The sequence below is a fragment of the Actinoplanes awajinensis subsp. mycoplanecinus genome (assembly GCF_001509495.1).
Classification (GTDB): domain Bacteria; phylum Actinomycetota; class Actinomycetes; order Mycobacteriales; family Micromonosporaceae; genus Actinoplanes; species Actinoplanes palleronii.
In genome coordinates this window covers 18,413-39,811 of the sequence record NZ_LLZH01000288.1, presented here as the reverse complement: position 1 = coordinate 39,811, position 21,399 = coordinate 18,413, and the positions used below count along the sequence as shown (strand labels likewise).

Annotated in this window: 24 protein-coding genes; 12 read left to right on the top strand and 12 right to left on the bottom strand. The window is 69.9% G+C overall.

Annotated features, from left to right (window positions below):
- Positions 1-468: 468 nt before the first annotated feature.
- The 5 genes from ADL15_RS31825 to ADL15_RS31805 all read right to left on the bottom strand — a co-directional run bounded on the left by ADL15_RS31825 (position 469) and on the right by ADL15_RS31805 (position 4,521).
- A complete protein-coding gene (locus ADL15_RS31825; protein ID WP_067698895.1) occupies positions 469-972 on the bottom strand; it encodes a hypothetical protein in 504 nt (167 codons plus the stop codon).
- Positions 973-1,718: 746 nt separating this feature from the next.
- Entirely contained in the window at positions 1,719-2,282 is a 564-nt protein-coding gene (locus ADL15_RS31820; protein WP_067698892.1) for a TerD family protein, read from the bottom strand.
- 2 nt (positions 2,283-2,284) lie between these two features.
- On the bottom strand, positions 2,285-2,752 hold the full coding sequence (locus ADL15_RS31815) for a hypothetical protein (RefSeq protein ID WP_067698890.1): 468 nt from the start codon (positions 2,750-2,752) through the stop codon (positions 2,285-2,287).
- Positions 2,753-2,756: 4 nt separating this feature from the next.
- Positions 2,757-3,938: a toxic anion resistance protein gene (locus ADL15_RS31810; RefSeq protein ID WP_067698886.1), complete on the bottom strand. Its 1,182-nt coding sequence runs from the start codon at positions 3,936-3,938 to the stop codon at positions 2,757-2,759.
- A 4-nt stretch (positions 3,939-3,942) separates the two neighbouring features.
- Positions 3,943-4,521, bottom strand: a complete 579-nt coding sequence (locus ADL15_RS31805; protein ID WP_067698883.1) for a TerD family protein — start codon at positions 4,519-4,521, stop codon at positions 3,943-3,945.
- A 122-nt stretch (positions 4,522-4,643) separates the two neighbouring features.
- Between ADL15_RS31805 and ADL15_RS31800 the strand changes: the two genes are divergently transcribed.
- The 8 genes from ADL15_RS31800 (at position 4,644) to ADL15_RS31770 (ending at position 12,017) form a co-directional block, all read left to right on the top strand.
- A complete protein-coding gene (locus tag ADL15_RS31800) occupies positions 4,644-5,783 on the top strand; it encodes a DUF475 domain-containing protein (RefSeq protein WP_067698881.1) in 1,140 nt (379 codons plus the stop codon).
- Positions 5,784-5,795: 12 nt separating this feature from the next.
- Positions 5,796-6,377, top strand: a complete 582-nt coding sequence (locus ADL15_RS31795; RefSeq protein ID WP_067698879.1) for a TerD family protein — start codon at positions 5,796-5,798, stop codon at positions 6,375-6,377.
- 26 nt (positions 6,378-6,403) lie between these two features.
- Complete coding sequence (locus ADL15_RS31790; RefSeq protein WP_067698877.1) at positions 6,404-6,988, top strand: TerD family protein; 585 nt, start codon at positions 6,404-6,406, stop codon at positions 6,986-6,988.
- Positions 6,989-6,993: 5 nt separating this feature from the next.
- Positions 6,994-7,665: a TerD family protein gene (locus tag ADL15_RS31785; RefSeq protein WP_067698875.1), complete on the top strand. Its 672-nt coding sequence runs from the start codon at positions 6,994-6,996 to the stop codon at positions 7,663-7,665.
- A gap of 44 nt (positions 7,666-7,709) precedes the next feature.
- Positions 7,710-8,864, top strand: a complete 1,155-nt coding sequence (locus tag ADL15_RS31780) for an HpcH/HpaI aldolase/citrate lyase family protein (protein ID WP_067698873.1) — start codon at positions 7,710-7,712, stop codon at positions 8,862-8,864.
- 65 nt (positions 8,865-8,929) lie between these two features.
- Positions 8,930-10,087, top strand: coding sequence for a phosphoribosyltransferase family protein (locus tag ADL15_RS54560; RefSeq protein ID WP_198171099.1), 1,158 nt, complete (start codon positions 8,930-8,932; stop codon positions 10,085-10,087).
- The gene (locus ADL15_RS54555; RefSeq protein WP_198171098.1) at positions 10,087-11,181 is read left to right on the top strand and encodes a cysteine protease StiP family protein; all 1,095 of its coding nucleotides are present in this window, start codon (positions 10,087-10,089) and stop codon (positions 11,179-11,181) included. Before ADL15_RS54560 ends, ADL15_RS54555 begins: the two co-directional genes overlap by 1 nt.
- Complete coding sequence (locus ADL15_RS31770; protein ID WP_067698871.1) at positions 11,178-12,017, top strand: HAD family hydrolase; 840 nt, start codon at positions 11,178-11,180, stop codon at positions 12,015-12,017. The genes ADL15_RS54555 and ADL15_RS31770 overlap by 4 nt, the downstream gene beginning before the upstream one ends.
- A gap of 127 nt (positions 12,018-12,144) precedes the next feature.
- Here ADL15_RS31770 and ADL15_RS31765 read toward each other — a convergent pair whose 3' ends face one another.
- Positions 12,145-13,470, bottom strand: coding sequence for a peptidase MA family metallohydrolase (locus ADL15_RS31765; RefSeq protein ID WP_157441722.1), 1,326 nt, complete (start codon positions 13,468-13,470; stop codon positions 12,145-12,147).
- Positions 13,471-13,624: 154 nt separating this feature from the next.
- Complete coding sequence (locus ADL15_RS31760; protein WP_067698953.1) at positions 13,625-14,302, bottom strand: helix-turn-helix domain-containing protein; 678 nt, start codon at positions 14,300-14,302, stop codon at positions 13,625-13,627.
- A gap of 79 nt (positions 14,303-14,381) precedes the next feature.
- Here ADL15_RS31760 and ADL15_RS31755 point away from each other — a divergent pair, with 79 nt between their 5' ends.
- Positions 14,382-15,323: an LLM class F420-dependent oxidoreductase gene (locus ADL15_RS31755; RefSeq protein WP_067698866.1), complete on the top strand. Its 942-nt coding sequence runs from the start codon at positions 14,382-14,384 to the stop codon at positions 15,321-15,323.
- 130 nt (positions 15,324-15,453) lie between these two features.
- The gene (locus ADL15_RS31750; protein WP_067698864.1) at positions 15,454-16,122 is read left to right on the top strand and encodes an NAD(P)H-binding protein; all 669 of its coding nucleotides are present in this window, start codon (positions 15,454-15,456) and stop codon (positions 16,120-16,122) included.
- Positions 16,123-16,180: 58 nt separating this feature from the next.
- Here ADL15_RS31750 and ADL15_RS31745 read toward each other — a convergent pair whose 3' ends face one another.
- On the bottom strand, positions 16,181-16,663 hold the full coding sequence (locus ADL15_RS31745; protein ID WP_083971988.1) for a nucleoside deaminase: 483 nt from the start codon (positions 16,661-16,663) through the stop codon (positions 16,181-16,183).
- Between the two features lie 297 nt (positions 16,664-16,960).
- Here ADL15_RS31745 and ADL15_RS31740 point away from each other — a divergent pair, with 297 nt between their 5' ends.
- Positions 16,961-18,292, top strand: a complete 1,332-nt coding sequence (locus ADL15_RS31740) for an MFS transporter (RefSeq protein ID WP_232344604.1) — start codon at positions 16,961-16,963, stop codon at positions 18,290-18,292.
- A 24-nt stretch (positions 18,293-18,316) separates the two neighbouring features.
- Here ADL15_RS31740 and ADL15_RS31735 read toward each other — a convergent pair whose 3' ends face one another.
- Positions 18,317-18,787 carry a hypothetical protein gene (locus tag ADL15_RS31735; protein ID WP_067698858.1) on the bottom strand — a complete coding sequence of 157 codons (471 nt, stop codon included), beginning with the start codon at positions 18,785-18,787 and terminating at the stop codon, positions 18,317-18,319.
- Positions 18,788-18,877: 90 nt separating this feature from the next.
- On the opposite strand from ADL15_RS31735, the gene ADL15_RS31730 reads away from it, so the two are divergent.
- Positions 18,878-19,537, top strand: a complete 660-nt coding sequence (locus tag ADL15_RS31730) for a TetR/AcrR family transcriptional regulator C-terminal domain-containing protein (RefSeq protein ID WP_067698856.1) — start codon at positions 18,878-18,880, stop codon at positions 19,535-19,537.
- Here the strand turns inward: ADL15_RS31730 and ADL15_RS31725 are convergent.
- From ADL15_RS31725 to ADL15_RS31715, 3 genes are read right to left on the bottom strand one after another with little or no spacing between them, the layout of a single operon-like run.
- Positions 19,534-19,830 carry a protealysin inhibitor emfourin gene (locus tag ADL15_RS31725; protein ID WP_067698854.1) on the bottom strand — a complete coding sequence of 99 codons (297 nt, stop codon included), beginning with the start codon at positions 19,828-19,830 and terminating at the stop codon, positions 19,534-19,536. The genes ADL15_RS31730 and ADL15_RS31725 overlap by 4 nt on opposite strands.
- Positions 19,831-20,907, bottom strand: a complete 1,077-nt coding sequence (locus ADL15_RS31720) for a M4 family metallopeptidase (RefSeq protein ID WP_067698853.1) — start codon at positions 20,905-20,907, stop codon at positions 19,831-19,833.
- A gap of 16 nt (positions 20,908-20,923) precedes the next feature.
- A complete protein-coding gene (locus ADL15_RS31715; RefSeq protein WP_067698850.1) occupies positions 20,924-21,364 on the bottom strand; it encodes a SixA phosphatase family protein in 441 nt (146 codons plus the stop codon).
- Positions 21,365-21,399: the final 35 nt, after the last annotated feature.

Below are 21,399 nucleotides of genomic sequence, written 5' to 3'. Positions count from 1 at the left end.
GCCTATAACGGCCACCACGACCAGCTCGGGTCGGTGGGCTGGACGTGACGGCCCGTAAACCGGACCCATAACGGCCGCTAGGACCAGCTCGGGCCGGTGGGCTGGTTGTGGTGGCCGTTATGGGGGTGTTCGACGACCACGGCGGTTGCGCAACCTGGCCGGGCGCTTTGGTGCATGCTTTCGCTGCCCCTTGGTGCGGACTATTGGGTGGATCGGGCCGTACCGTGGTTGCGGATTTTCCTCGGGAACCCTGCAGCTGACCACCTGCCAGGACCCGCGAACCACCTTGCGGGACGGCCGCGGGCAGCGACCGGCGCGGCGGACCGTGACGCACGGCCGCCTCGCCTGGCAGCCGACCCCAGCCACCGGCGGTCGGCAGGCGACCAGGGAGCCCCCGCCACCAGCGATCCGCAGCCGGCAGCGCGACGTGGCGGAGCAGTGGCATTGCCCGGAGCTGATCTCTGCTGGTCAGCGCAGCGGGGTGTGCTGGTCCAGCCAGGTGATCCGGTCGTAGCCGTAGGCGAGGCAGGCCGCTTGCAGGCTGGTGCCGATCGGGTCGTGTTCGGCGCGGAGGACCAGTTCGCCGGCCACGTTGTAGATCGTCATCAGGACCGCGATGCCGGTGGCGGTGCTGGTGATCGGCAGGTCGATCCGGGCGCCGCCGAACGTGGTCAGGGCCAGGGCGCCGGTGAACGGGCGGGGCGGGCCGTTCGGGGCGGTGGCCAGCAGGATCCGGTCGACGGTGCGAATCTGGCGCAGGTCGATCCGCAGTTCCGGGGTGTCGCCGCGGTGGTCGAGCTGGAGACATTCGTCGTGGGCGAACGGGGCGTCGGCCGGGGTGATCAGCCGCTGCTCGCCGGAGTTCTTCTGCCAGGCCAGGATCAGCCAGCCGGCGGCCGGTTCGGACCAGTGCGCGGTGACCGTGAGCGCGCCGACTCCGGACTGGATCCGGGTCAGCACGGCGGTCGGCATCTGCGGGGTCAGCGGTAGCGGACCTCCCGGGGTGACCCTGCGGACCGGGGCGATCCGGCACCGGGACGGATTCCCGGCCTGATGTCCCCCGGCCGGCACCGGTGCCGGCGTCCCTCCCGAAAGCGGGGCCTGCCTCCCCGCGGGGGCCTGCCCTCCCCCGGCCAGCGGGGCGGACCTCCCTCCCGAGGCATGCCCACCCCCTGATGACGGGACTGGACTTCCCCCCGGTGGCGACCCGGCCGGGGCCACTCCCGGCGAGGTCGGCCTCGGCTCTGACGACGTCGACCCGAGGTCCAGCGACGCCGATCCCCGCTCGGGCACCGCCGGTCCCCGCCTCGCCGAGGTAGACCCGAGATCCAGCGTGGTGGGTACCGGACGAGGGGACCGGTCCGGCGAGGTGGGGGTCAGACCAGGGGGACCGGCCGGCCCGGGCGCACTCAGATCAAGAGACGAGCCCGGCGAGGTAGGGGGCAGGTCAAGAGAGCGGTCCGGCGATCCCAACTCAAGGGAGCGGTCCGCTGAAGGCAATCCCAGCTCAAGAGAGCGATCCGCTGAAGGCGATCCCAGCTCAAGAGAGCGATCCGCTGAAGGCGCGGACAGATCAAGGGAGCCGGCCGCTGGGGCTGCGGGATGTGCGAGGGGGTGTGCTGGTGAAGCGGGGCGGGTGGTTGTGCGCGGGCGCCGGCCTCGGTGCCGCAAGAAGGGAAGATCCGTCCGGGGCGCCGCGTCCTCCGGGGACCCGATGGTCACAGCCCTACCCCGTAATCCCTGGCCAGCCCCATGATCCCGTCGGCATAGCCGTCGCCGAGGACCCGGAACTTCCACTCCTTCTGGTAGCGGTAGACCTCCCCCAGCGCCAGCCCGGTCTCCACCCCGAGGCCCTCCGCCAGGTTCTCCGACCGGACCAGCTCCAGCCCACCGGACAGGTTCAGCACCCGGATCTCACAGCGCCGCAGCCGCCCCAGTGTCCGATTCCGCCCACTGCCCTCGTTGACGTAGAGCACCACCACGATCCGCGCGACCGGCTCCGGCACACCACCCAGGTCGATCTCGATCTGGTCCAGGTCCGGCCCGAGCGCCTGCTCCAGCTGGTGCACCGACAGGTCCGGCGTGGCCAGCTGGTTGAAGAAGACGAAGTGGTCGTCGGAGAGCGCCTTCTTGCCGGCGTCACACAGGATCGCGGCGACCACCAGGTTGTCGATCAGCACGGTTTCCGACCCGGCGTCGACGCGGACGCCGAGCACCACCCCGGTAAGGTCCGGGATTTCCCTGGTCAGCGACGCGTTCGCGCCGCGCTTCATGGTCGCCATGGTCAGGAAAGATCAAGATCAGAGCGACTGAATTTCGTACGCAAGAAGTTGCTCTGTGTCGTCATCGCGTCGACATCCCGGTCCCGGACAGCGGACAGTGCGGTGGTCGCCGCCGTGTGCAGGTCGTCGAGCTGGTCGCGGAGGTGCTGCTCGGGGGTGCGACCGTCCCGCCGCGGCCGGTTCCGCAGGCTCTCGTCGACGGCGAGATAAGCCGTCAGCGTGGTCGGCAGGTAGTCGCCGGCCGTCCCGTCCACCAGGATCACGGTGGTGACCTCCAGCTCGGTCGTGTCCAGGATGGCCCGGAGCGTGTCCGTTATCCATCGCGCCTGCACCACCGCCCACCCGGGCAGCCGGCCGGCGCTGCGGTTGATGAAGCGGTCCAGCTCGTCGACCCCCGCCCCGGGTGGTGGCGGCGGCTGGGCGGCCGGGGTCGGCGCGGCGGGGTCGGCGAGCCGGCGGAACCAGCGCACCCGGTCAGGAGCCGAGCTCGTGCCGCCGGACCCGTTCCAGGTACGGCTGAGCCCGCTGGACCTGACCCTCGAGGGCCTGAATGGTCTGCACCATCGAGTCGGCGGCCTGCGCCCGGAACGTGTCGATCGCATCCATGGTGGCGAACACGTTGTCGAACGCGGCCTGGAGTTTCTCGACGTCGACGGTGGCCGACGCGGCCTGCTGGTTGATCTCCGCGCCCTGGGTGCGCAGCTGCTGCGAGGTGGCCTCGATCAGGTTCGAGGTGACCGTGTTCAGCGCGTTGATCTGGTCGAGCACCAGCTTCTGCCGGGACAGCGCCTGCGAGACGATCACCGCGATCCGCAGGGCGGCCACCGTGGTGGTCTGCGACCGGTCGACACCGCGGATCAGCTCGAGGTTGTTCTTGCGGATCAGGTCGAGGGCCATGTAGCCCTGCACGCTGACCGCCATCTGGGTCATCAGGTCCTGCCGTCGCTGCCGGATCGCGAACAGCGCGTCCGAGGTCAGGGCGCTGGCGTCCTCGGTCCGGCCGGCCACCTCGAGCGCGGCGACCTTCTGCGCGATCGCCTCGTCGAGTGCCGCGGCGAGTTCGTTGTACTCGCTGATCCGGCCCATCGACGCCCACAGGTTGGCCTTCTCGGTCTCGATCGCGGCGTTGTCCTTGCGCAGCTCGTCCTGGCCGGAGGCGAGCGCCCGGATGATCGCGTCGAGGTGGCTCTGCGCCGAGCGGTAGTTGTTGAAGTACCGGTCGATCTTGTCGCCGCCCGGCAGCCACTTGAGGGCCTTCTTGATCCCGGTCAGGTCGGCGCGTTTCGGGTCCAGGTCGGTGACGGTGATCCGCAGGTCGGCGAGGGTCTTGGCGACCCGGGTCTGCGCGTCGCCGCCGCCCTTGCCGATCGCCGCGGCCGGGCGTTCCAGCATCCGGTTCGCGGACGAGGCCGCCGCCTGCATGTCCTGCTGGCCCATGCTGGTGATCGAGCCGACCTTCTGGGTGAACTCCGGCGAGCGCGGGTCGAGGGCGGCGAGCTCGTCGGCGAACGCCGTGGCCCGCTGCTGCAGCTCGGTCTGTTTGGCCTGGGGCACCACGACCGCGCCGACCGCCTGCTCCGGGGTGACCTCGACGACCGCGGCCGGCGGGGCGAGGACCAGCGGGGCGGGAGACGGTCCTAGATCAAGACTGGACATGGGCTCAACCGACATTCACGCCGAAGTCGCGGGCGATGCCGGACAGCCCGGAGGCGTATCCCTGCCCGACCGCACGGAATTTCCATTCACCGCTGTGCCGATACAATTCACCGAAGACCATTGCCGTTTCGGTGGAGAAATCCTCGCCGAGGTCGTATCTGGTCAGCTCGACACCATTGGCGGAGTTGACGATTCTGATGAAGGCGTTGCGCACCTGGCCGAACGACTGGCGGCGCGTTTCGGCATCGTAGATGGAGACCGGGAAAACCACTTTCTGGCATTCCGGCGGCACGTCACCGAGCCGTACGTTGATCGTCTCGTCGTCACCGTCGCCGTCACCGGTGAGGTTGTCCCCGGTGTGCTCCACTGACCCGTCTGGGCTGGTCAGGTTGTTGAAGAAGACGAAGTGCGCATCTGAGAGGATCTTGCCCTGGTCGTTCACCATGAGCGCGCTGGCATCCAGGTCGAACTCCGCCCCGGTTGTTGCCCGTTCGTCCCATCCGAGGCCGACCGAGACATTTTTCAGGTCCGGTGCCTGTTTGGTGAGTGACACGTTGCCACCCTTGGTGAGACTGACCGACATTTTCCCCCCACATTCTCCCGGGTCGTCCAGCGATCAACTCCATGGTTCTATACAGCCCCGGAACCCGGGCGGGATTGCCGAATCCGAACCGGGAGGCGCAGACCGCCACTAGCGTTCGGTACGTGATTATCCGAGTATTCGGCTGGTCCTTCGCGATAACCGTCGTCGCGCTCGTCGGCGCGCTGATTCTGGGCGGCCCGTCAGCACTGGCCCTGGTCGCCATTCTCTGTGTGCTGGAGATCTCGGTCTCCTTCGACAACGCAGTGGTCAACGCGACCGTGCTGGAACGGATGAACGCGTACTGGCAGAAACAGTTCCTCACCGTCGGCATCATCGTGGCCGTGTTCGGCATGCGCCTGGTCTTCCCGCTGCTACTGGTCGGGATCACCGCCGGGATCGGGCCGATCGAGGTGATCCGGCTGGCACTCGCCGGCGGCCCGGCCGACGAGCCGGGCACCTATGCGGCACACCTGCACGAGGCGCATCCGAGCATCGCCGCGTACGGGGGAATGTTCTTGTTGATGCTCTTCCTGGACTTCGTCTTCGAGGACCGGGCGGTCACCTGGCTGGGCTGGCTGGAACGGCCGCTGGCCCGGATCGGCAAGCTGAACCAGGTGTCGGTGGTGGTCGCCATGGTCTGCCTGGTGGTGACCGCGGAGGTGCTGGCGGACGAGCCGGGCACCGTGATGATCGCCGGCGGTCTCGGGATCACCACTTATCTGCTGGTCAACGGGCTCGGCGAGATGTTCGAGAACGAGGGCTCGGAGGGTGACGAGCAGCGCAGCGCCGGGATCCACGGCGACGCGCTGACCGTGCAGACGTCGTTGCAGTCGTCCGGGCCGAGCGAGACCGCCAAGCTGGCCGGGCGCGCCGCCTTCTTCCTCTTCCTCTACCTCGAGGTGCTCGACGCCTCGTTCTCGTTCGACGGGGTGATCGGCGCGTTCGCGATCAGCCAGGACATCTTCATCATCGCGACCGGCCTGGGCGTCGGCGCCATGTACATCCGGTCACTGACCATCTACCTGGTCCGCAAGGGCTCCCTCGACGAGTACGCGTACCTGGAGCACGGCGCGCACTGGGCGATCGGTGCGCTCGCGGTGATCCTGCTGATCAGCATCAAGCAGGAGGTGCCCGAGGTGGTCACCGGGCTGATCGGGGTCGCGTTCATCACGGCCGCGATGGTGTCGTCGGTGATCCGGAACCGGCGGGGCGGGCTCGCCGCGGCCGCCGAGGAACGCCGCAAGACCCTCATCGACGCGTAGGAGCACGCAACCATGGCTGTCAGTCTTCGTAAGGGCGAGAGCGTCTCGCTGACCAAGGCCGCCGGTGACAACGGGTTGTCCCGGGTCCGGATGGGCCTCGGCTGGGACGTGATCAAGAAGCGTGGGCTGTTCGGCGGCAACAAGGAGCAGAGCGTCGACCTGGACGCGTCGTGCCTGCTCTTCGACGCCGGCGGCACCCTGCTCGACCAGGTCTGGTTCCGGCAGTTGCGCAGCAAGGACGGCGCGGTACAGCACACCGGCGACAACCTGACCGGTGCGGGGGACGGCGACGACGAGAGCATCGTCGTGGACCTGACCGCGCTGCCCCCGGTCGTACAATCGCTGGTTTTTGTGGTGAATTCGTTCACCGGGCAGAACTTCAGCCAGATCCAGAACGCGGTGTGCCGGCTGGTCGATGAGCGTGGCGGCCGCGAGCTCGCCCGGTACGAACTCTCCGGCAGCGGATCGCACACGGCTCAGGTCATGACGAAGGTGACCCGGGGCGGCGACGGCTGGGAGATGACGGCGATCGGCACGCCCGCGTCCGGCCGGACCTTCAACGACCTGCTCCCCACGATCGCCCAGCACCTCTAGATCGGTATCTCTCGATAGGAGACATCATGTCTGTCAGCCTCACCAAGGGTGGGAACGTCTCGCTCACCAAGCAGGCCGGCGCCGCCGGACTCTCCGCGGTGACCGTCGGGCTCGGCTGGGACGCGCGGACCACCACCGGCACCGACTTCGACCTGGACGCCAGCGCGATCCTGGCCGACCCGAACGGCAAGGTGCTCTCGGATCAGCACTTCGTCTTCTTCGGCAACCTGCAGACCCCGGACGGGCTGGTGGAACACACCGGGGACAACCTGACCGGCGCCGGCGACGGCGACGACGAACAGATCAATCTACGACTGGCGGAGCTGCCGGCGGAGTGCGACAAGGCCGTGTTCAGCGTTGCCATCTATGAGGCTGAGCAGCGCAAACAGTCGTTCGGGCAGGTGCGCAACGCGTTCATCCGGGTGATCAATCAGGGTGACGGCAAGGAGTTGGCCCGGTATGACCTGTCCGAGGACGCATCGACGGAGACCGCGATGGTGTTCGGCGAGGTGTACCGGAACGGCGCGGAGTGGAAGTTCCGGGCGGTCGGTCAGGGATATGCGTCGGGGTTGCGGGGCATTGCGCAGGACTACGGTGTGAACGTGGCCTGATCGTCGTGGCGATCGACTACACGAAGCGACCCAAGGCGCCGGCCTCTCCGCCCGCGGTCTCGCCGGGCGCGGTCTCGCTCTCGAAGGTCAGCTTGACCAAGGCCGCGCCGACGGTCTCGCTGACGAAGCAGGCCGGACTGTTGCGGGTCAACCTGAACTGGAACGCCCGCCCCGCCCCCGGCAGCATTTTCCGCAAGTCCGATCCGCCCGTCGACCTGGACCTCGGTTGTCTCTACGAGTACACCGACGGTTCCAAGGGCGTGGTCCAGGCGAACGGCAAGGCGTTCACCGACGCGCACTCGTTCGGCGGCGGTCCGATCTGCCGCCTCGACGGTGACGACCGCTCGGGGACCAACACCCAGGGCGAGAATTTGTACGTCGACCTGCGGCAGGTCAGTGCCATCCGGCGCATCCTGATCTTCACGATCATCTATGCCGGAGTGCCCAACTGGGCCGCTGCTCAAGGCGTCGTCACGGTCTTCCCGGCCACCGGCCCGCAGATCGAAGTGCTCCTGGACGAGTCCGACGACCGGGCACAGACCTGCGCGATCGTGATGCTCGAGAACGCCGACGGAGCGCTGTCGATCCGCCGGGAGGTGAAATACATCAGGGGTTCCCAGAGCGTGCTGGACGCCATGTACAACTGGGGCATGCGCTGGACGGCCGGCCGCAAGTGACGAATCCGGTCCCGGCCTCGCGGCCGCTGTGCGCTAATGGCCGTATGCGGCACTTCGCCCACGTCGCCCAGCAGGTCCGCGAGCGGATCTTCTCGGTGGAGCCGGGCCCTTTCCACCGCTCCGCGGAGCCGGAGGTACTGGCCCTGGCGCTGGGCGCCACCCTCTACATGCCGGCCACCCGGCCACGTCTCGCCGATGACCTGCGCCGCGTCGCCGCCCGCGGGGTGACGAGCGTGGTCCTCTGCCTGGAGGACGCGATCGGCGACGACCAGGTGGCCGAGGCCGAGCAGAACGTGATCACGCAGCTCCGGACGCTGGGCGGCGAGCCGGCGCCGCTCACCTTCGTCCGGGTCCGGCAGCCCGACCAGATCACCGCCATCGCCCGGCAACTCGGGACCGGCCCGACCGCGCTGACCGGTTTTGTTCTGCCGAAGTTCACCGAGCTCAACGGCGCCGAGTACCTGGACGCGCTGGTCGCCGCGGAGGTCCGGCTCGGCGTCCGGCTGTTCGGCATGCCGGTGCTCGAGTCGCCCGACGTGATCTATCGGGAGACCCGGGACAACGCGCTGCGCTCGATCCAGCGCCTGATCGACAAGTATCCCGGCTCGGTGCTGGCGTTGCGGGTCGGCGCCACCGACCTGTCCAGCGCGTACGGGCTGCGCCGGACCCGCGGGCTGACCGTCTACGACGTCCGGGTGATCGCCGACGCGATCGGCGACATCGTCAACGTCTTCGCCCGCGCCGACGGCACCGGACACGTGATCACCGGGCCGGTGTGGGAGCACTTCGGGGACACCGGCCGGCTGTTCAAGCCCCAGTTGCGGGAGTCGCCGTTCCACCTGCACAACGCGAACGACCTGCGCCGCGAGCTGATCTCGTCGAACCTGGACGGGCTGCTGCGCGAGGTGGTGCTGGACAAGGCGAACGGGCTGACCGGCAAGACCGTCATCCACCCGACGCACGTGCCGGTGGTGCACGCGCTGATGGTGGTGACCGCCGAGGAGTACGCCGACGCCGGTGACGTGCTGGCGACCCGGGCACGGGGTGGGGTGCGGGCGTCCGCGTACCGCAACAAGATGAACGAGTCCAAGCCGCACCGGGCCTGGGCGGAGCGGACGTTGCGGCGCGCGGAGCTGTTCGGGGTGGCTGCCGAGGGCGTGGACACTGTCGAGCTGCTGGTCGCCGGCGCACAGGCATGACCTCCCGGGTCTTGTTCTCGGGTCCTCTGCACCCGGCGCCTCTGGACCCGGCGCCGAGCGCTTGGGTGGTCGAGCATCTGCCGGCCGGGTTGACCGGGTCCCCGGACGTGCCGGACATGATCGGTCTGGCGTTACGGCGCAACCCGCGGCGGGCCCACCTCCTGGTTTCCCGGGTACTCGGGAAACACGTGCCCGCCGAACCGCGACGGATTCTCGCCGCCGGGCGGCGGCTCGGCGAGCTGGTCCGCACGCGTCTGACCGATAGTGGTCCGGCTTTGGTTATCGGGTACGCGGAGACAGCCACGGCGCTGGGGCACGGCGTGGCCGACGCGCTAGGGAACGCGATGTGCTTGCAGTCCACCCGTCGTGAGGTGCCGGGTCGTGCGCCGGCCACCGGTTTCGCCGAGGAACACTCGCACGCCACCGGGCATCTGCTGCTGCCCGCCGACACCGGGCTGCTGACCGGGGACGGCCCGGTGGTGCTCGTGGACGACGAACTGACCACGGGAAACACGGCGGCGAACACGATCCGGGCACTGCACCGGCTGCACCCGCACCGCGCATACGTGGTCGCCGCCCTGCTCGACACCGGCGGGCAGCCCGGGCTGACCGCGCTGGCGGCGGAACTCGGCGTGACGATCTCGGTGGTGTCCGTGGCCGAGGCCCGGTTGACCTTGCCCGCCGACGCCCTGGAGCGGGGCCAGCAGCTGGCATCCCGCTTCGTAACGACCGTTTCTGATCCGGGATCGTGGCCGTCTCCCGAGATCACCCGGCTACGGCTGCCCTGGCCTGCGGGTCTGCCGGAGTCGGCGCGGCACGGGTTCGGGCCTGACGATCGCGCGCGCCTCGACCGCGCACTGCCCGCGCTCGCCGCCGTGGTGCCGCCGGTCCGTGACCTGCTCGTGCTGGGCACCGAGGAACTGATGTACGTGCCGTTGCGGCTGGCCGCGGAGCTTGCCAAGTCAGCCAGGGTGCGGTTCGCCAGCACCACTCGCTCACCCGTCGTGGTGATCGATGAGCCGGGGTACGCCATCCGGAGCGCGCTGACCTTCCCGGCGCCGGAGGGCTCGGGCAGTCGGTATGCGTACAACCTGGCGGGGCTCGGGGTGGACGCGGTGCTGGTGGTGATCGACCCGCCCGCGGACACCGAGCGGCTGGACGGACTGCTGCATGCGCTCGGGTCGGTGAGCCGCCGGGTGCTGGTCGCCACGGTCGGCGTCTGATGATCGCTCCGCTGCGCGGGCCCGCGTTCGGGTCGTATGCCTGCGACGAGGTCGGGTGGCTGCTCACCGACCTGTCCGCCGTACCGTTGGAGGCTCCGCCGGACCACCGTGAGCGGGCCATCCAAGCCGGCACCGCGCACTACGCCGAGTCGCTGCCGGTCGAGTACCGGCCCACCGACGAGTACGTCGCGCTCTTCCGCCGCGCTCTCACGGACACCGCCGATCGGCTGGCGCACGACGTCGGCGTGCTCACCGAACTGGTCCGGCATCTGGTGAGCCCGCGCCCGGTGCTGCTCTCGCTGGCCCGGGCCGGCACCCCGATCGCGGTGCTGATGCGCCGCTGGGCGCTGGCCGCCACCGGCATCGATCTGCCGCACTACGCGGTCAGCATCGTCCGCGGCCGCGGCATCGACACCGCGGCGCTGCGCTGGGTGCTGGACCGGCACGACGCCGCCGACCTGGTCTTCGTCGACGGCTGGACCGGCAAGGGCGCGATCGCCCGGGAACTGACCGCGGCCTTGGCCGATTTTCCGGTCCGCCCGACGCTCGCGGTTCTCACGGATCCAGGCAGCTGCACCGATGTGTACGGCAGTCGCGACGACTACCTGGTGCCCTCGGCCTGCCTCAACTCGACGGTGTCCGGGCTGGTGTCGCGCACCGTCCTCAACCGGCTGCTGCTCCGGCCGGGCGAGTTCCACGGGGCCAAGTTCTACGCCGACCTGACCGATGCCGATCTCTCCACGGTCTTCTTGGACACGGTGAGCGCCCGGTTCGCGTCGGTGATGGCCGCCGTGGCCCGGGACTGGCCGGAGTTGGCGGCGTCGGACCGGACACCCCGGTGGACCGGTTGGCCGGCCGTGCAGCGGATCGGCGCGGAGTACCACATCAGCGACCTCAACCTGGTCAAACCGGGCGTCGGCGAGACGACCCGGGTGCTGCTGCGCCGGGTGCCCTGGCGGGTACTGATCCGGGCGGGGGCAGGGCGCGACGTGGAACACGTGCGACTGCTCGCGGCGGATCGCGGGGTGCCGGTGGAGGAACACGCAGATCTCCCTTATCAGTGCGTGGGCCTGATCCGGCCGCTCAGCAAGTGAGCGGCGGTCCGCTGGTCGCGTGTGATCTGGATCGGACGCTGATCTACTCCGCTGCCGCGCTCGGGCTGACCGGTCCGGACGCCGCGGCACCCCGCCTCGAGGTGGCCGAGATCAGCGACGGGCAGCCGCTCAGTTATTGCACCCGGCGCGCCGGCCGCCTGATCGAGGAACTGGCGCGGGCAGCCACGCTGGTCCCGGTCACCACCCGCACGCTCGCCCAGTTCCAGCGGGTCCGGCTCACCGAGGAGCCCGCCCGCTACGCGGTGATCGCGAACGGCGGGCAGATCCTGATCGACGGCCGGCCGGACCCCACGTGGGGCCGGTCGATCGGCGACCGGGTGCGCCGGGAGTGCGCGCCGCTGGAGTCCGTCCGGGATCACGTGCGGGACACCGGCGACCCGGCCTGGTTGCTCCGGTTGCGCGACGCCGACGGGCTGTTCTGCTACGCGATCGTGGAACGGTCCCGGTTGCCCGGCGACCAGCTCGCCGAGCTGACCGCGTGGTGCGCCGCCCACCGGTGGACGGTGTCGATGCAGGGCCGGAAGCTGTACTTCGTACCCGGACCGATCACCAAGTGGGCCGCGACCGCGGAGATCGCCGAGCGGCTGGACCTCGGCTCGGTCGTCGCCGCCGGTGACTCGCTCCTCGACCAGGAGATGCTGGCCCGCGCGGACGCCGGAATCCGGCCGGCGCACGGCGAGCTGCACGAGCGCGGCTGGCGCACGGACAGCGTCACGGTGACCGGCTCCGCGGGCGTACTGGCCGGCGAACAGATCGCCGAGCACCTGCTCCGGCTCGTCCGCCGCTCACCCGCCGGGATTCATGAACAGTATTGACTGGTACCGGACCTCGACGACTGTCCCGTGTGGCAACGTCTTCCGACAGCGACTCTCACACCGGTGACCGTGATCACCGGCCGCACCACCCCGGCGGCCGCCGACCCGGCCGTCGCCGCGGTCCCGGTCAGAGTTTACGGACGTATGCCGCGCACTCCCGGTCAACCTTGGCCCACGGCTTGCCGAACGCGGACTGGGAGGCGCCGTCCAGGCCGATGCCGTACTGCACGGCGCCGCGGAAGAAAGCCAGCGTCTTCGTCTTGCCGTAGTGCTTGAACAGGTATTCCAGGGCGTAATAGCCGACGGCGTACCGGGCCTGGGCGTCGACCAGGTCGGCGTCGAAAGCGGGCGGCTGGACCATCACCGAGCGCAGCGGCCGTTGCTGGGTGAGGTGGCGCACGACCGTCCCGCGGCGATACTCCTTGCCGCCGACGCCCTGCTGCATCACGTATTCGGCCATCCCCTCGACCAGGAACCAGACGTCGTCCTGGCCGTAGGTGGTGTCGTTGCGCAGCGTCGACACGTGGGCCAGCTCGTGGGTGAGCAGTTCGTCGGCGTAACCCGGCGTCAGTGCGGACTCGGCCGCCTCGACCTCGATGCGGTTCGGGCCGGTCGGTGCGGCCAGGCCGGCTGCCCAGGCGCCCGGATATCCGTAGTACCACTGGGAACAGGACACCGGGTCGGCGATGAAGAGCCGGTACCGGTCGACCTTGCCGTCACCGACCTGGTACCGGTCGGCGATCACGGCGGCGCTCTCGGCCCGGGCGGCGAGTTCGGCGAGCCGGGCCCGGTATTTCAAGGGGACAGCGACCAGCGTGCGTTTGCCGACCTTGGCCACCAGCTCGGTGGTCTCCCACGGCCGGGCGACGATCGCGGACCGGGACGAGCTGCAGCTGAAGCACGGGTGGGTGCGGTCGTGGACCCGGAATCCGGTCAGCTTCAGCCCGTCCGGCGTGACCTTCCATCGGGAGTCGAAGACCGCCTCGTCGGTGGCGCAGTCCGTCTCGACGAAACAGTGGTCGGCGATCACTACGACCCGCCAGGAGTCCCGGCCCGGCAGGACGTAGGGCTGACCGTCGATCCGCTGGTCGAAGCGGGTCACCTTCAGCTCCCGCAGAGTCCGGAAGCGACTCTTCAGGCTCTCCCGCACGAGCGGGTCATCCGGCATCGCGCCGAGGGCGTAGGTGGTGAAGTCCCCGCTGAGCAGACCTTCGGTCTCCACCTTGAGGACGGCGTTCGCCTCCTGGGCGATCCACGCCTGAAACTCGGAGACCGGCGCGTCCTCGGCCGGGCGGGGCAGCGGCCCGCTCTCCAGCATCGGCCGGGTCAACCGGGCGGTGACGTCCGCCCACGCCGAGCTGTTCGTCACGTCGCTGGCGGCCACGGCGACCGAGGTCAGCAGCACGGCGACCGGGAGAAGGACGATCCGCTGCCAACGGACCAAGTTGATCACGGTGGGCAGCATAGACATCAGTGACTTCCACCCACCGGCGGGCCCACAGACGGCCTTTCAGCGAAACGAAGGGCCGGCACACGGAAGGAGCCACGACCCCGGAGGGCTGGCACGCAGAGGCGGAGACGCGAGGCGCCCGGGGAGGAAAGGGGAATCAGGGGCGGTGTTCGGCGCGGATCAGGGCTCGGGCGGCCTCGGTCGCGCGGACGGCCACGGTCTCGACCGCCTGCGGGCCGCCGCGGGCGAAGAAGCCGTCGGCGAACAGCGACGTATACCCGTGCGCCACCGCGATGATCGCCTCCACCAGCGGGACGGCCTGGCGGTAGGACGGGACGTCGGTCGCGGTCGCGAGGTCGAGCAGGGTGTCCATCAGAGCCCGGGTCTGCTCCCGGCGGTTCTCGTCAGCGACGGCATACAACTCGGGGGCGTAGATGACGTGGAACCCGGCACCGGTCGCCACGACATACCGGAAATAGGCACCGGCAACCGCCGCCAGCCTGTCGGCAGCGGCAGCGGCAGCCGGGCCAGCCGGGGCGCTGCCGGCGGCAACCGGATCCGTCGCCCCCGGGCCGTCCGGGGCGGGCGGACCGGCTGCGACGGCGGCCTCGAGGATTGCGGCGCGCAGGTCGGTGGCCGCGGCGCCGGACACCGCGGAGAGGAGGTGGTCACGGTCGGGGAAGTGCCGATAAGGCGCGGCCGAGCTCACTCCCAGCCGGCGCGCCACCGCGGCCACCGAGAAACGCCGCAGCCCGCCCTCCGCGAGCAGCTCGAAGCTGGCGGCGATCAGAGCGGCCCGCAGGTCGCCGTGATGGTAGGCCCGATCCCGCGACACGCTCACCTCCCGGCTTGCCCCCGTGTAAGTTGGCTCTTACATTAACAAGTGATAGCCCTCTTACATAGTTGGAGGCACTGTGAGCATCCGTCTCGGTTACCAGATCCCGAACTACACCTATCCCGGCGTGCCGGTCGAGAACCTCTTCGACACGGTCACCGCGCAGGCCAAGGAGGCGGAGGCGGCCGGGTTCGACACCGTGCTGGTGATGGACCATTTCTACCAACTGCCGGGCATCGGCGCGCCGGAAGCGAACATGCTCGAGGCCTACACGACGCTCGGTGCCCTCGCCTCGGCCACCTCGACGATCCAGTTGTCGGCGCTGGTCACCGGGAACACGTACCGTAATCCTGCTCTTCTGGCGAAGACCGTGACCACCCTCGATGTGGTCTCCAAGGGCCGGGCCATCCTCGGGATCGGGGCCGGCTGGTTCGAGCGCGAGCACAACGACCTCGGGTTCGAGTTCGGCACGTTCGGGCAGCGGTTCGAGCGGCTCGAGGAGGCGCTGACAATCATCGCGCCGATGCTCAAGGGTGAGACGTCGACGCACGAGGGCAAGTGGTACGTGACCCGTGGCGCGATGAACAATCCGCGACTGCGGCCGAACATCCCGATCATGCTGGGTGGCTCCGGCGAGCAGAAGACGTTCCGGCTGGCGGCCCGCTTCGCCGACCACATGAACATCATCTGCGACGTGGACGACCTGGCCCGCAAGGTCGGCGTGCTCCGGGAACGGTGCACGGAGATCGGCCGGGACCCGGCAACTCTTGCCACGAGTTACCTGGTCATGGGCATGATCGGGGAGAACGAGCAGGAGGTGAAGGAGCTCAGCGAGTCGATCCCGGAGGATCGCCGCAACCGGGCCTTCCTCGGCACCGCGGAGCAGGTCGCCGAGCAGCTGCACGAGAAGGTGATCGGCGCCGGTATCGACGGGATCACCATCAACCTGATCCGTAACGGTCACCGGCCCGGCATGGTCACCACGGTCGCCGAGGCCCTGAAGCCGATCGTCAAGGCCTGACCGGCAGGTTCACGGCCGGGCTCGGTGAGCCCGGCCGGACCGGCCGACCGAAAGAGCCGGACCCGACGCCCGGAAGAGCCGGACCTGCCGACCGGAAGGGATCGCCGCAGGTAGGCGTAACCTCCCGGGAATGGACGAATCGCGTGTTCTTGTCATGGGTGGTCACGGAAAGGTGGCGCTGCTGGCGCTGCCGCTGCTGGTCGAGGCCGGGCACGAGGTGACCGCGGTGCTCCGCAATCCGGAGCACGCCGCCGACGTCGCGGAGACCGGCGCGAAACCGCTGGTCGCCGACGTCGAGCAACTCGGTGTCGAGGAGCTGGCCACGCTGTTCGCCGGCCACGACGCGATCGTCTGGTCGGCCGGGGCCGGCGGCGGGAGCCCGTCCCGGACCTACGCGGTCGACCGCGACGCGGCGATCCGCTCGATGGACGCGGCGGCGCGGGCCGGTGTCCGCCGCTACGTGATGGTCTCCTACTTCGGTTCGCAGATCGATCACGGCGTCCCGACCGAGAGCAGCTTCTTCCCGTACGCCGAGGCGAAGGCCGCGGCCGACGCCCACCTCGCGACGACCGATCTGGATTGGACGGTCCTCGCGCCGAGCCGCCTCCTCGACGAGCCGCCGACCGGCCGGATCGAGACCGCGAGCCAGGGCGCCACGGCCGGTTCGGTGAGCCGCGCCGACGTCGCCGCCGTCGTGGTGCACGTCCTGGCCGAGCCCGCGACGATCGGCCGCACGATCCGCTTCAACACCGGCGCCACCCCGATCCCCGACGCCCTGACCGAATCCGACCTGGCCTGAGCACGCAGCAGCAGGCCGTACCCCGGATGTGCCGCGAGCCGCGCGGTCGGCGACCCGGTCAATCCCAGAAGCCGACGTGGACCTCGGTCGCCGACGGCATGTCGAACGGCCCCGCCACCTCGATCGACCGCCCACCTCGCGCGAACACCTCGCGGCACGGCAGACGCAGTGGCGGGATCCCCTCTTCCTCCACCACCATCGCGTTCAGCCCCTCCGAGGAGAGCGCGAAGACCACCCGCCCGATCCCGGACCAGTAGATCGCGCCCGCGCACATCGCGCACGGCTCGGTGCTGGTGTAGAGCGTGCTCCCGGTCAGCGCCTCCCGGTCCACGCCGCCGGCCAGGCGGACCAGGTTGGTCTCCGCGTGGCCGGTCGGGTCGGCGCCGGTGACCACCGTGTTCGCCGCCTCGAGGATGCCGCCGTCCGGGGTGACCAGCAGCGAGCCGAACGGATGGTCGCCACGGTTCCGGGCGGTCCAGGCGAGCTCGACCGCTCGCTCCAGGTGGGTCACGTCGGCTTCAATGAATGGCAGCGAGCTCACCGCAAGAGCATACGACGGACTCACTGTGCGACTTCGGGAACATCAATTCCGCGCGACGAGTAGCCGATAAGCGCGGACCGGGAAAGTTGACCTTCGACGGTGTGACCTGCGGGTATTGGTCAACAACCGGAGCCGTCCGACTGTCGGGAAGTACTGATTCCGGCTATCTCGTAATCGACGGCCGACTACCTGCGGTGGCCATCGACATCTACGGTGCGAAGAAACCGCCCCGCCTTTTGCCGAAGGATGCTCGGATGGCGATATCGATCAACCACGTCCGGTGCCGGTGATGGCCGGGTGAGATGGCGTGGACTCACCGGGGTGCTGGGCGCGCAGGCCTGCACCCTGTCGGCGAACCGGCTGCTCACCGTGGCCGTGCCGTGGCTGGTGCTGGACCGGACCGGCAGCGCCGCGCAGACCGGCCTGGTGGTGGCCTGCCAGGTGCTGCCGTACGCGTTCACGCAGTGGCTGGCCGGCCCGCTGCTGGACCGGATCGGGCCGCGCCGGATCAGCGCCGCCGGTGACGTGACGTCGGCGGTCGTACTGATCATTCCGGCGATCTTCGGGACGCCACCGCTGTGGCTGCTGACCGCCATGCTGGTGCTGGTCGGGTGTGCCGACGGGCCGGCCAGCGCCGCGAAACGGCTGCTGGTGCCGTTCGCCGCCGCCGACGCCGGGCAGTCGACCGCCCGCGGGGTGGGGCTGGCGACCGCTGTCGAACGTACCGCGACCGCGGTCGGCACCGCGCTGGCCGGGTGGCTGGTCGCCACGCTGGGCGGGGATCGGGCGTTGTGGGCGGCGGCCGCGATGCTCGGCGTCGCCACGCTGATCGTCACGCTCACGGTGACCGATCCGGTGCGCGACCACGGGCGCGACGACGAGACGTATGTCGATCGGCTGCGCACCGGCGCCGCGTTCCTGCGCGGCAACTCACCGCTGCGCGCGCTGACCGCGATGTTCGTCGTCACCAACCTGCTCGACCAGGCACTGATGGCGGTGCTGCTGCCGATCTGGGCGCGGGCCGGCGGTCACGACGCGACAGTCGTCGGGTTGGCGCTGAGCACGGTCGGGCTGGCCTCGATCGCGTCCGCGCTGGCCTCGGCCGGTTTCGGGGCCCGCCTGCCGCGCCGGGCGACGTACCTGATCGGGGTCCTCAGCAGCGGGCCGACCCGGATCATCGTGCTCGCGCTGGGACTGCCACCGGAGGCGGTGATCGCGGTCTATGCCCTGGCCGGCATCGGTTCCGGCCTGTTCAACCCGCTGCTCGAGACGATCCAGGTGGAGTTGATCCCGGCGCCGCTGCGGGGACGGGTGCAGACTTTGATCAGTGCGTGGGCGTGGGCCGGGATCCCGGTCGGCGGTCTGCTCGGCGCGGTGTTGCTGAGCGCGGGCGGGCTGAACCTGGCGCTGTGGGTGTGCGGGATCGCCTACCTCGCGGCGGTGTTGCGCCCGGCATGGCGAATGGACTGGTCACTGCCGTCCCTCCCGCCGCTGCCGGAGCCATCACTGCCGCGGGTTCCGGCGCCTCGCCGCCCGACCGGTCGCCGCAGCCCCCGGCTGAGGATCAAGGTCGTCCGTGCCGATGTCGCGGCGCCGGTTTCGGTCCGCGAGCACATTTCAAGATCATGACCGATTTCGTACGATGGAAGCCGCTCACATCGCCGCACTGGCCGCGAACGTGGTCACCGCCGCGCCCAGCATCAGCGCGTGCAGGATCATGTGCTCCAGATTCGGCCGGGGCCGGTCCCCGATCCGCGGCAGCACGGTGACCGTCCGCGCGTAGGTCCGCGCGTGCAGCTGCGCCCAGCTCACCCCGGTGCCGGCGGTGGCCCACGGCATCGTGACGCCGACCAGGTACGGCGACCACCACAGCAGCAGGCCACCGAGCACGGCCAGGGACTCCAGCACCGCGCCGGCATACCCGAAAGCGGGCAGTGAGGTGGCCGCGGCGACACCGAGCAGCACCGCGGGCAGCGCCATCACCGGCGCGTTCACGGCCACCTCGGTCAGTTGCTCGGAGCGTTCGGCGTCGCGCACGTTGTTCAGCGGGAACAGGTCGACGAGCGTCATCACCAGGAAATAGGCGACCGCGGCCAGGATCAGGACGATGGCGAGCGCATACACGAGCTACCTCCGGAGATCATGCTTACGGTGTAAGCATCGTCGTTTCCGGTATCGTGGCTTACACCGTAAGCATCGTCAAGGGGGTAGCTCGTGCCGGACCGCCGCGCCGGGGCCAAAGCCGGCCTGACCCGCGAGCGGGTGCTCGACGCCGCGCTGGACTACGTGGACGCGCACGGCCTGCCCGCGTTGTCGATGCGCAAGCTCGGCGCGCAGCTGGGCGTCGAGGCGATGTCGCTCTACCGCCACGTGCCGAACAAGGACGCGCTGCTGGACGGCCTGGTCGACCGGGTGATGGAGACCGCCTTCACCGGCCTCGGCGCCCCGTCCGGCGACGACTGGCCGGCCTGGCTACGGGCGTTCGCGCACGGGCTGCGGGCCGCGCTGATCGCCCACCCGGGTGTGCTGCCGCTGGCCGCCACCCGCCCGGTGAACTCCCCCGACGCGCTGCGCATGTCGGAGGGCTGGCTGGCCGCGATGCGCGCCGCCGGGCTGCCGCTGGGCCGCGCCCTGGACATCGTGAACGTGCTGGCCACGTTCACGATCGGGCACACCCTGGCCGAAGTCGGACAGACGCCCGGCCACGAGGGCTCCGAGCCGGATCTCGACCAGCACGCCGCCGAGCTGGACCCGGCCGAGTTCCCGAACCTGCTGGAGGTCATCGCGACCCGGGCCGGGCTGGACTTCGACTCGCGTTTCACCCAGGCCGTCGACATCCTGATCGCCGGTTACGCGGCGCTCCCCCGGCCCTAGGCGGCGTTGCGCTCGACCCAGTCCAGCAGGTCGGCGAAGGACTTCGTCATCGCGGTGTCGGAGGCGGTGAGCGTGGTCGGCTCCGGACCGTGCTCGACCACGATCGTGTAGGTCATGGCGTCCCTGGCGGCGGGATCGGGCCGACCGGGAGGATCACCACGCACCGCGTCGATCAGGCCGCGCAGTTCGGCGGCGACCTCGGGTGAGAGCTGATCTGTATCGGCCACGCGGGGTGGCAGCTGCCGAGTGATCGCAGCCGCCAGCCCGCCATGGGTCGTCAGGGACACTCGCATCTACTGGCGCCTGAGCGTCGGGGTCGTGCTCACCTGGATGCCCACTCCGGACCACGCCTCCTTGACGGCCTGCTGCTCGCGACTCTCCGTACCGTATAGCTCTTCCGCCTTGCGGAGCGTGATGTCGGCGAAGCCCTGGAACTCGGTGGTCGCGGTCGACGCCTTCATCGATTCATACCAGATGCGCCCCGGAGCATCCCAGGAGTAACCGCCGATCCCGGTGGCCAGCAGGTAGAACGCCTTGTTCGGGATGCCGGAGTTGACGTGCACGCCCCCGTTGTCGCCCTGATCGGTGTCGGGCAGCTCGACGAACCGGTCCATGTGGTCGGGCTGCGGGTCCTTGCCGAACAGCTTGTTGTCGAACGCGGTGCCGGGCGCCTTCATCGACCGCAGCGCGTCGGCGTCGATGTTCGGGGTGAAGACCTCGGCGCCGATCAGCCAGTCCGCCTGGTCCGCGGTCTGCTGCAGGAACCACTGGGTCACCATCGCACCGGCCACGTCGGACAGCGACTCGTTGAGCGCGCCGGACTGGTTGTGGTACTCCAGGCCCGCGGTGTGCTCCGTGACGCCGTGGGCCAGCTCGTGGGCGATCACGCCGAGCGAGCCGGTGAAGTCGCTGAAGACCTCCCCGTCGCCGTCCCCGAAGACCATCTCCTGGCCGTCCCAGAACGCGTTGTTGTAGTGCCGGCCACGGTGCACGTAGCCCAGCAGCCGCATGCCCCGGCCGTCGATCGAGTCGCGCTGGAACACGGTGCGGAAGAAGTCGCGGGTGGTGCCCAGCCCGTTGAAGGCCTGGTTGACCGACGCGTCGGCGACGTCCGCCTCACCCTCCGAGCGGACCAGGGTGGCCGACGGCAGGAACGTGCCGTGCCGGCAGTCGAAGATGCTCCGGCGCCCGTCACCGGGCGTGACCAGGGCTCCGGCGATCAGCGAGCGGACACCGCGCTCGCCGCGCAGCTGGGCGGAGGTGAGCAGGGTGGACAGGGCCGCGTCGCGGATGGCGTGGTTGTCGCTGTCCAGCAGCCTGGTCAGGATGAACGGCGGGGTGATGCAGCTGAGTGTGCGGTGGGCGGACATGGCAAGGACACCTCGATCAGAAAGAAGGATTTCCGTACGTCAGAGCCAGCAGGCCGGCCTGACCCACATCGGTCAGGCTCACCACGAACAGGTGGTCGAAGCGGGTCTCGTGGACGACCGGCGGGGACGCGACGCCCAGCGCGGCGATCACGTCCGGAACGGTGTTGCTGTGCCCGACGATCAGCACGACCGGGCCGTACTCCCCGGCGTGCGCCTGCCGGGCGACGGTGGCCGCGTCCGGCATCTCCCGGGCGACGAGGCCGAGCCGCTTCAGGATCGGTTCGGCGGTTTCTTTCGTACGCCGGAAAGGCGAGGTGAACACGGTCGTCACCCCGGCCGAGCCGGCGACGTGCGCGAGCGCCTCGGCACGTGTCCGCCCCGCGTCGTTCAGGGACGGATCGGCCGAGACCCGTGGAAGAGCGATGTCCGCGTGACGGACCAGAAGAATGGCGATCATGCCGCACCTCGTTGTCGCCACCGGGTGAGGCTCTC